The 8,752-nt window shown below is 65.0% G+C and carries 4 protein-coding genes and 1 CRISPR repeat array; of the genes, 1 reads left to right on the top strand and 3 read right to left on the bottom strand.

Annotated elements, in window-relative coordinates:
- The 3 genes from C438_RS13665 to C438_RS13655 all read right to left on the bottom strand — a co-directional run.
- Positions 1-1,863 (bottom strand): hypothetical protein (locus tag C438_RS13665; protein ID WP_049918073.1); only part of this gene is annotated, 1,863 nt, incomplete at its 3' end.
- A gap of 455 nt (positions 1,864-2,318) precedes the next feature.
- Positions 2,319-3,839, bottom strand: coding sequence for a lipopolysaccharide biosynthesis protein (locus C438_RS13660; RefSeq protein WP_004970062.1), 1,521 nt, complete (start codon positions 3,837-3,839; stop codon positions 2,319-2,321).
- A 320-nt stretch (positions 3,840-4,159) separates the two neighbouring features.
- The gene (locus C438_RS13655) at positions 4,160-5,962 is read right to left on the bottom strand and encodes a hypothetical protein (RefSeq protein ID WP_004970061.1); all 1,803 of its coding nucleotides are present in this window, start codon (positions 5,960-5,962) and stop codon (positions 4,160-4,162) included.
- Between the two features lie 302 nt (positions 5,963-6,264).
- On the opposite strand from C438_RS13655, the gene C438_RS13650 reads away from it, so the two are divergent.
- Positions 6,265-8,115: an asparagine synthase-related protein gene (locus C438_RS13650; protein ID WP_004970060.1), complete on the top strand. Its 1,851-nt coding sequence runs from the start codon at positions 6,265-6,267 to the stop codon at positions 8,113-8,115.
- Between the two features lie 158 nt (positions 8,116-8,273).
- A CRISPR array of direct repeats spans positions 8,274-8,698; the repeat unit is 30 nt; unit sequence GTTTCAGACGAACCCTTGTGGGATTGAAGC.
- Positions 8,699-8,752 lie beyond the last annotated feature (54 nt).

Genomic DNA, 8,752 nt, shown 5'->3' with positions numbered 1-8,752 from the left:
GGAGCCGTCGGTCGACGAATCGGTCGTCGCGTCCGTGACCGTGCTCTCGGTCACCTGCTCGCCGTTGACGTAAATCTCGGACTCGCCTTCGAGGAACGAGAACGAGTCGACGTCGCCGGAGAACGTGTAGGCGTCCTCGACGCCCTCGGTCGTAATCCAGCCAGTCGCGGTGCCGCTTTCGATGTCGTCCCACTCCTCGATGGTGCCGTCCGACGCCTGCAGTGAGTCCGTCACCGTGAACTCGTACTGGGTCGTCGTGCCCGTGCCGACGAGGCGAATCTCGTTCGGGAGGGGCTCGGTCGTGGAGTCGGTCGTCGAATCCGTCGTGGAGTCGGTCGTCGAATCCGTCGTCGAATCCGTGCTCGACGAGTCGCCGCCGGTACTGCCGTCGGCGCTCGGGAGCGGACAGGAGTCGGAGCTCGTGATGTTGCTCGTGTCCACGTCGGCCCCGCTGAACACCGTCGCCTGCCCGGAGACGTTGATGTTCGAGTCCAGAATCTCACAGCTCGTGGCGTCGTTGACGAGGACGCCGTCCACGTCGCCGTTCGGGAAGTGGATACAGCTGTTCTGGACGGTCGAGCCGTTGCGGTCGTTGTCGATGCAGACCGCCGCGCCGGACGGCTGGGACCGCGCGCTCCCCGTGATGGAGACGTTTTCGAGGTTCACGCCCCACGGCTTGTCCGCGGTGTCGGTGTCGACGGAGTCGGCGTGAATCGTCTGGACCGACGTGTCGTTCTGGATGCGGCAGTTGCGCAGGGTGAAGCCGCCGTGGCCGCCCCACGTCGGCGACGAGACGACGCCGCGCGAGGTGGGACAGGACTTGAAGATGAAGTCACAGTCCTCGATGAGGACGCCCGCGTACCCGTTGCCGGTGGAGTCGATGCGGAGGCCTTCGGGGCTGTCGAGGCTGTCGCCGTCGTGGGCGTGCTCGTTGAGGTTGTCCGAGTCCATGATGACGGTCGCGCCCTTGATCCACGAGGTCTTTTCGGGGTGGTCGCCCGCGGAGATGCGCATGTTCGTGTTGTCGTTGTTCTTGAACAGGCCGCCCTCGACGCGGAGGACGCCGCGGGTGTGGGTCGCGCGGAACGACGACGACCCGCGCTGTTCGATGTGGCAGTCGACGAGGCGAATCTCGCCGACGGAGCCGCCCTGCACGCGGATGCCCGCGACGCCGTCGGGGTAGCCCGGAAGCTCGGCACCCTCGCGCATGTAGACGCGACGGGCGACGTTGACGCCGTCGACGGAGGAACAGTCGTACGCGAGGAGCTGGCGGCGAGCGTCGTTGTCGGTGGGGGTGCGACCGAGCCACTCGACGTCTTCGATGAGGCCGCCGTCGTCGTTTATCATCCAGATGTCCGCCGTGGTGGTGGAGTCGTCGGTCTGCTGGATGGAGAAGTTCTTCAGGACGTGGTGGTCCCCGCTGGTGATTTCGAGGAACCGGTACTTCTCGCCGTTGTTGCCCGACGGGAAGACGAACTGCACGTCCTTGTGGGAGCTTCCGGTGCCGACCATCCCGAAGCGGGAGACGTCGTCGTTCCAGTACTGCGTCTCGGTGGCGAGATACTCACCCGGAGGGAATTCGATGAGCGTCCCGCTCTCGTACGCGGAATCGAGTTGGTTGTCTATCGGTTCGTTTCCGTTGGGGTCCATTCCAAGGTCGTCCACCGCGTTGACGACGCGGTCCCATTGGATACCGAAGCGCTCCTCTGGTCCAGACGCAGCCGACGCGACGCCGGCAGAGAGGGCAGTCGATGCGGCCATTGCACCGAGTTTGAGGTAGTTCCGCCTGTTGAGTTGCGATTCGAGGATGGAGTCCGAATCCGCGGGGGATTCGTCGTCGTCTCCATCGTTTAGTCGTACCATATCTCAGGAAAGCCCTCGTTAAGGTGATAATCATTATTGCAGGGTATAATCGAGTTAGCTACGATTACTTACGGGATTGATTCGGATGCTGGCCAGTTAGTTACCAGTTGCATTCCAAAGACACACCTTATATTCGAGCAAAATAACATCAACCGAATAGTAGTATAGCGGCTGTTTGAGCCCAGAAAACAACCGCTTAATCGAGACAATACGGGACAAATCGGCATCCCGCGACGAGTTGAATTTAGCCCGTGAAACGGCTCTGCTCCGCAGATAATCGATATGTGAACTGGTAATTACGCCCCCACCGAATTTTGCGAGGGCGTTCGTTTCACCGCGCCCACATTTTCTGACGAGGTTCTGATAGATTTGGTTCACGGCGAAGGTTCAGCTAGCAATGAGAGTCAGTCGAATCGACCACTCGCCGGCCCCGTCGGACGGGCCGAGCGCCCGCCTTACTTCGACATCACCGAGACGAGTTCACGGAGGTTCTGTTTGACCCGCCAGTCGAAAAGCGTCATGAGCGACGCGGCGCTGACGACGTAGGCGACGACCCCGATGGCGACGAGGAGCGCGAACTCGACGAGCGGCGACCCGACGCGGTTCTGCGCCGCGAGGACCGCCAGCGCCATCGCGCCGCTGGCCGCGACGGGGTACGAGAGTTCGCGGAGGAACCGCCGGTAGGTCGTGTCGAGCGTTCGCTTCATCTCGCGCGCGTACAGCGGGACCATCGGGAACGCGAGGATGCCCGTGACCGCGAGCGCGGTCCCCTCGATGCCGTAGGCGCTCGTCGCGGGGACGATGGCGATGGCAAGCAGGGCGACCCTGAGGAAGCCGAGTTTGGTCTGGACGTCGGGGCGGCCGACGGCGCGCCAGACGGGGTTGAACGTCGCGAAGAGCGTCCGAAACAGCCCGTAGGCGACGAGAATCTGCATGGCGAGCACCATCGGGAGCCAGTCCTCGCCGAGGAACGCGCCGACGAACGCGGGCGCGACGAGGTAGATGCCGACCGACATCGGCAGGGCGACGAACGCCGTGAGCCGGAAGGTGCTGAAGAACGCCTCGCGGAGGGCGCGCTGGTCCTCCTGGAGCTTCGAGTACGTCGAGAACATCACGCTGGAGACGACGACGGCGATTTCGGTCGCCGGCGCGTTGGAGATGCGGTAGGCGAGCTGGTAGTAGCCGAGCGAGGTGGCGGTCAGGAGCCAGCCGACGACCGCGTCGTCGCCCTGCCCGTAGAGGAACTCGACGATGGACGACCCCGTGACCCACTTCCCGTACCCGATGAGTTCGGCGGCGTACGCGCGGTTCAGCGCGGGGCGCGGGCGGTACGGGTGCAGGAAGTAAGTCACAATCGACCGGACGCTAGCGTCGGCGAGGTAGCCGAAGATGAGCGCCCAGACCGTCGGGCTGACCGCGGCGTAGCCGAGCGCGACCACGACGTAGGCGGTCGTCCCGCTGACACGGTAGGCGAACTCCTTGTGGAACGCGAGGTCCTTCTTGAAGTAGACCATCGCGGGGTTCCGAAGCGCGAGGAAAATCGGGACCAACGCGATGGCGCGGATGAGGTCCCGCGCGGCGGGCTCGCCGAACAGCGAGGCGAGCGACGGGGCGGCGACGTAGAGAATCGAGCTCATCACCAGTCCGCGGAGGAGTTCGAGCGTGAACGTCGTGTTCAGGTACTCGTCGACGTCGTCGTCGACGCGCTGGATGAGCGCGGCGTCGATGCCGAGGTTCGTCAGGCTCAAGAGCGCCGAGATGGTCAGGAGCGCGATGCCCATCAGCCCGATGGCCTCGGGGCCGAGCAGTCGCGCGAGGACGATGAACATGACGACCTTCAGCACCCGGTCGAGGACGTTCATCGCCGACACCCACATCCCGCTTTTCACCGTCCGCTCTGCGAGGTCGCCGTCGTCGTCGCCGGGGACGAACCGACGGCGAATCGTCCGGACGACCGAGCGAATCTTATCTCTCATCGAAGCCACCTCTCGGGCCGCCGTCTCGGCGGTGACGACCCTGCGTATTCACGAACGGTAACACTCGGCTACACATCGGCTCAGGAGGCGATTAATTATTGACTCGCTACTGGATTCCGTGGGGCCGCGATTCCCGTGGTCGCCCGGATTAGGCGCTGTTTGACGAGGCGGAGCGACCTGCCGAGCGCCGTGGTGTCCGAACCCGTGCGGCGGGTCAGCGACCATCGGCCCGCAGGCCGACAGTCGGAGAGGAACAGCGGCGGCACCGGCGGTAGCGGTTCTAATGTCGGCGTGAAAATCGAACCCCGTGCCCCGAGCCCCTACCCGGACACGTAGTAGAGGTCGGCCGCGCCGTTCGACATGACGCGGTTCACGTTCGGTTGGTCCCGGACCGCCGTGAGGTTCGCCTCGGAGTAGCGGAGCTCGCGGTAGGCGATTACCTCGCGGTCGTGGTCGGTCTTCGAGACCATCAGATACCGCGGGCCGTCGTAGTAACTCGGCAGGTCGATGAGCGCCTCGTCCGGCGTCGTGAAGCCGAGCGCCGGCGTGGGGCTGTCGGGGAGCGCATCGACGAAGCGGTCGGGGTTCCCGCGGATGCCCACGTACCGAACGTCCTCGTCCGACATCCCGAAGGCGGTGTCGTACGCCCCCATCTGCTGGGCGGGGACGTGGTTCGACGGCAGGTAGATGTACGGCGACGGGAACATCACCATGAGCGTGAGCCCGATGACGAGCGCCGACGCGACGGGCGCGCCCGTCTTGACGGCCGCCCCGTACTTCGACCAGTACTCCGTCCCCGAGAGCCACTCGAAGGCGTAGAACAGCCCGACGCTCCCGACGACGGTCGCGAGAATCATCGCGAAGCCGACGTGTCGGAAGAAGAAATTCGTCTCCGAGATGACGCCGAGGAGGTGCGCGAAGAAGTACGGCACCAACACGACGAGGCTGAACGTCAGCGTCCGCAGGATAGACCGGCCCTGTGCGGACAGCCGCGGGAGCCGCCCGAAGACGACGCCGAGGAAGACGCCGAGGGTTATCAGGGCGTACACCGCGTTCACGAGGAACAGCTTCACGAACACGTCGAAGATACCGCCGCCGACGGCGGTGACGGAGCCGGTGCGCTGGGAGATGGCCGTCCCGGCCTCGGAACTCCCCGAGAGAATCCCGAGCACGCCCTCGACGAACAGGCCGCCGGTCGAGAAGCCGACGGTGTACTGCGTCAGCCAGTAGACGAACGCCGCGGCGAAGACGAGCGTCAGCCCGTACACCGGGCGCTGGTCGGCGACGGCGTCGGGGGTCCGCCAGCGCTGGACGAGTTGGATGGCCGCGGCGACGCCGAACAACACGAGGTAGTTGACGGCGACCTGCAGGTGGTACGACACCAGCGCGACCGTCCCGATGGCGAACAGGACGGAGACGGGCGTGACGTGGCCGCGCCACCGGCTCTCGACGGCGTCGGTGCCGGAGAACTGGTGTCTGAAAAAGAGGTACAGAAGCACCAGGCCGAAGAACGACGCCAGCGAGTAGGGGAAGAACATGAGCTTGAAGCCGTTGAGGTTCACCGGCAGGAACAACAGCGCCGAGAACACGGCGATGAGGACCGCCCGCCGGTCGGAAACGACGAGTGAGACGAGAAGCGGGACGAACACGAGGTAGACGACCGAGACGAAAAACACCACGAGCATCATCGCGGTGGTTATTTCGACGCCGAGGGCGGCGCTGAACATCCCGGCCGACACGTGGCCGCTCGGGTAGACGATGTCCAGCGGCGTCAGCGTCTCGGAGACGAGCGACTTCGCCCACCCGAGGTGCGTCAGCGAGTCGTTGAACCCGTAGAAGTGGTACTCCCGAACGAGCGGGAGGGCGGAGACCGCGGCGATTGCGAGGGCCGCCAGCGCCACCCCGCCGGCCGCGAACCGACTGCTCGGGGCGCGAACGACCACGACCAACGAGGTCAACACCGCCACCGCCACGCCGACCCAGAACACCGCCGGGGTCGACTGGTAAATCGAAACCTCGTACGCGCGCGCCGGCGACGCGCGAGCGACGAGGATGCCGACGGCTATCGCGAGAAATCCGACGAGGAGGAGCGTTCTCGTGAGCCGCGAATCACGTTGCGTCATCCCGTGAGAGAAGGCGAGTAGCGTAGTTTGTTATTGAGCGTGTAATCGACTCAGACGGCGTTATAGGCGTTCTTCCCGGTGTTTTTTCGAGCGTCGGTCGCCGAGCGGACGAACACCGGGGTCCGGCCGGCACAGAGACCCCGTGAAGCCGAGATACCGTTCGGTTCGGCGGCGCTCGACCCCGTTTCTCGAACGTATAGGTGCGTGATAACAAAACCCGACGCGCGCGGATATCGGGCAACGATGTCATTCACAGTAGACACGCCACAGACCGCCGAGCGAACCGGACGCGAGGGCCGTCGATGACCGGCTTCGTCGGCGGCGCGCTCGACGCGGCGACGCTCGACGCCTGCGCGGCCGAACTCCACCACGAAGACTGGTACGAGTCGGCGACGCAGTCGACCGGCCGCTTCGGCGTCTCGGTGCTCCACCACGGCGCGCGAGACCCCAAGGGCTGTACCGTCTGGGAGGACGGCCCGCGCGTGGGAGCGATATACGGCGCGGTGACGAACCTCGACGAGCTCGGCCTCGACGGAGACGGGCTGTTCGCCCGACTGTTCGAGGACCCCCACGCCCTCCTCCCCGAACTCGACGGCTCGTTCATCGTCGTCGCCGTCGACGGCGACACGGAGCGCGTCGTGCTCGCCAGCGACAAACTCGGGACGCGACAGTGCTTCTACGTCGACGGCGAACCGTTCGCCTTCGGGACCGAGGTCGGCGCGCTGACGACCCTCCTCGACGACCCACAGGTCGACGAACGCGCCATCAGCGACCTCCTCATGATCGGGCACGTCTGGGGCGACAAGACGCTCGTGCAGGGCGTGAAATTCCTCCCCTCGGGAACCGTGCTCGACTACCGGCCCGACGCGGGCGTCGACATCGAGTCGTACTGGCACCACACGTTCGAACAGAGTCCCGACGACTCCTACCTCGACGACCTCACCGAGGCCTACCGAGACGTCATCGCCGACATGGCCGACACGATAGACGGCGATATCGGCCTGTGGCTCTCCGGCGGCCTCGACAGTCGCTCGATGGCCGGCGAACTCAGCCGCTACCACGACCTCACGACCTACACCTACGACTCGAACCCCGCGAACGGGAGCAACCTCGAACTCGCCGCGAAGGTCTCGGAGGTGCTCGGCCTCGAAAACAGGCGCGTGCCGGTCAATTCGGACGCGCTCGTCGACTCCCTCGACGCGTCGGTCCAGCTGACAAGCGGGATGGTCGGCCTCTCGACGTTCGTCAACCTCGCGAACGTGTTCAACATCGAAGACATGCCCGACGTGCTCATCGAGGGCTGTGGGCAGGGCGGGATGATGGGCGACGGCATCGGCCGGGCCGCCGTCGAGGGAAGCAAATCACCCGAGGCGGCGCTCTACCGCGCGAAACACCGCATCGACGTCGACGACGCCCGCCGGCTCCTGCGGACGGAGTTCGACCCGATGACGACCTACCGCGAGGAAGTGCGCAAGAGCGACCAGCCTGACCTCTACAGCACCGCGATGGACTGCTACTACCGCAACTACTTCCCGCGGTGCGACTTCGCCAGCAACCCCATCGCCGAGAGTCAGGCCGGCACGCGGGTCCCGTTCAGCGACACCGGGTTCCTCCGAGCCGTGACGCGGATGCCGCTTTCGCACCGCGTCGGCTCGATTCCGTTCACCGACGGGAAGATTCCCGCCGGGACCGCCTACCCGAAGGTCGAACTGGTCCGCCGCCTCGACAGCCGACTCGCGGCCATCCCCTACGAGCGGACGAAAGTCCCGCCGGCGCGCCCGATGTGGCAACACGCCGCCGGCTTCGTCGTCGGCACCTCCGTCGACCGCATCCGCGAGCGCATCATCGGCGACGTCCACACCTACGGCGGCCGCTCCACCATCGGCGACTGGTACCGGACGAACCGCGCGCTCCGCGAACGGGTCGACGACCTGCTCGACTCGGCGTGCGAGCGCCCGTACTTCGACGCCGACGAGATTCGCCGCCTCCAGCGCGAAGAGCTCACGGGCGAAGCCGAACACATGAGCGCCATCTCCGGCATCATCACCGGCGAACTCTGGGTCCGCAAATACATCGACCGCGAAGACCGCGACGTCGGGGAGGGTGCCGTGAGTGCGACGGAAGCCGAAGACGCGCCGCAACCGGCCGACTGAGGTCGGGCGAGCCCTCACTGTGAGGGTTCCAGTTGTTTGTCGCGTGGGATGTGGTCTGTTTCCGTCGACCCCCCGGGCAACGCGGACTATTGAGGGTCGACGGAAACGTTCTTTTGAATTCAGCTCGTACGCGACGTTACGCCCGTGGTTTCGGGACGGTTTCAGACGAACCCTTGTGGGGTTGAAGCATTGGTGCTGGCGTTGGTTCTGTCGGCGCGGCTGGGGTTTCAGACGAACCCTTGTGGGGTTGAAGCACGTACTGGACCGACTCCGCGAGGAGAAGGCCATCGTTTCAGACGAACCCTTGTGGGGTTGAAGCGCGAGCCGCTACTACGCGGATGGCGATGCCGAGCTTGTTTCAGACGAACCCTTGTGGGATTGAAGCGCGTGGAACGGTCTCAGTTGGCTTAAGACCGTCATCGTTTCAGACGAACCCTTGTGGGATTGAAGCACGTACAGCGACCCTGATACCGTCGTCACCTGCCGGTTTCAGACGAACCCTTGTGGGATTGAAGCATCGCGACTCAGACCGCCGTCAGTAGCCCGCTACGGAGTTTCAGACGAACCCTTGTGGGATTGAAGCGGATGAAGCGGATTTGAACCACGGCGACGCGCCTCGTTTCAGACGAACCCTTGT

It is taken from the genome of Haloferax denitrificans ATCC 35960 (assembly GCF_000337795.1).
Classification (GTDB): domain Archaea; phylum Halobacteriota; class Halobacteria; order Halobacteriales; family Haloferacaceae; genus Haloferax; species Haloferax denitrificans.
Note: the sequence above shows the minus strand (reverse complement) of the source record. Positions and strands in the feature narration are given on the sequence as shown.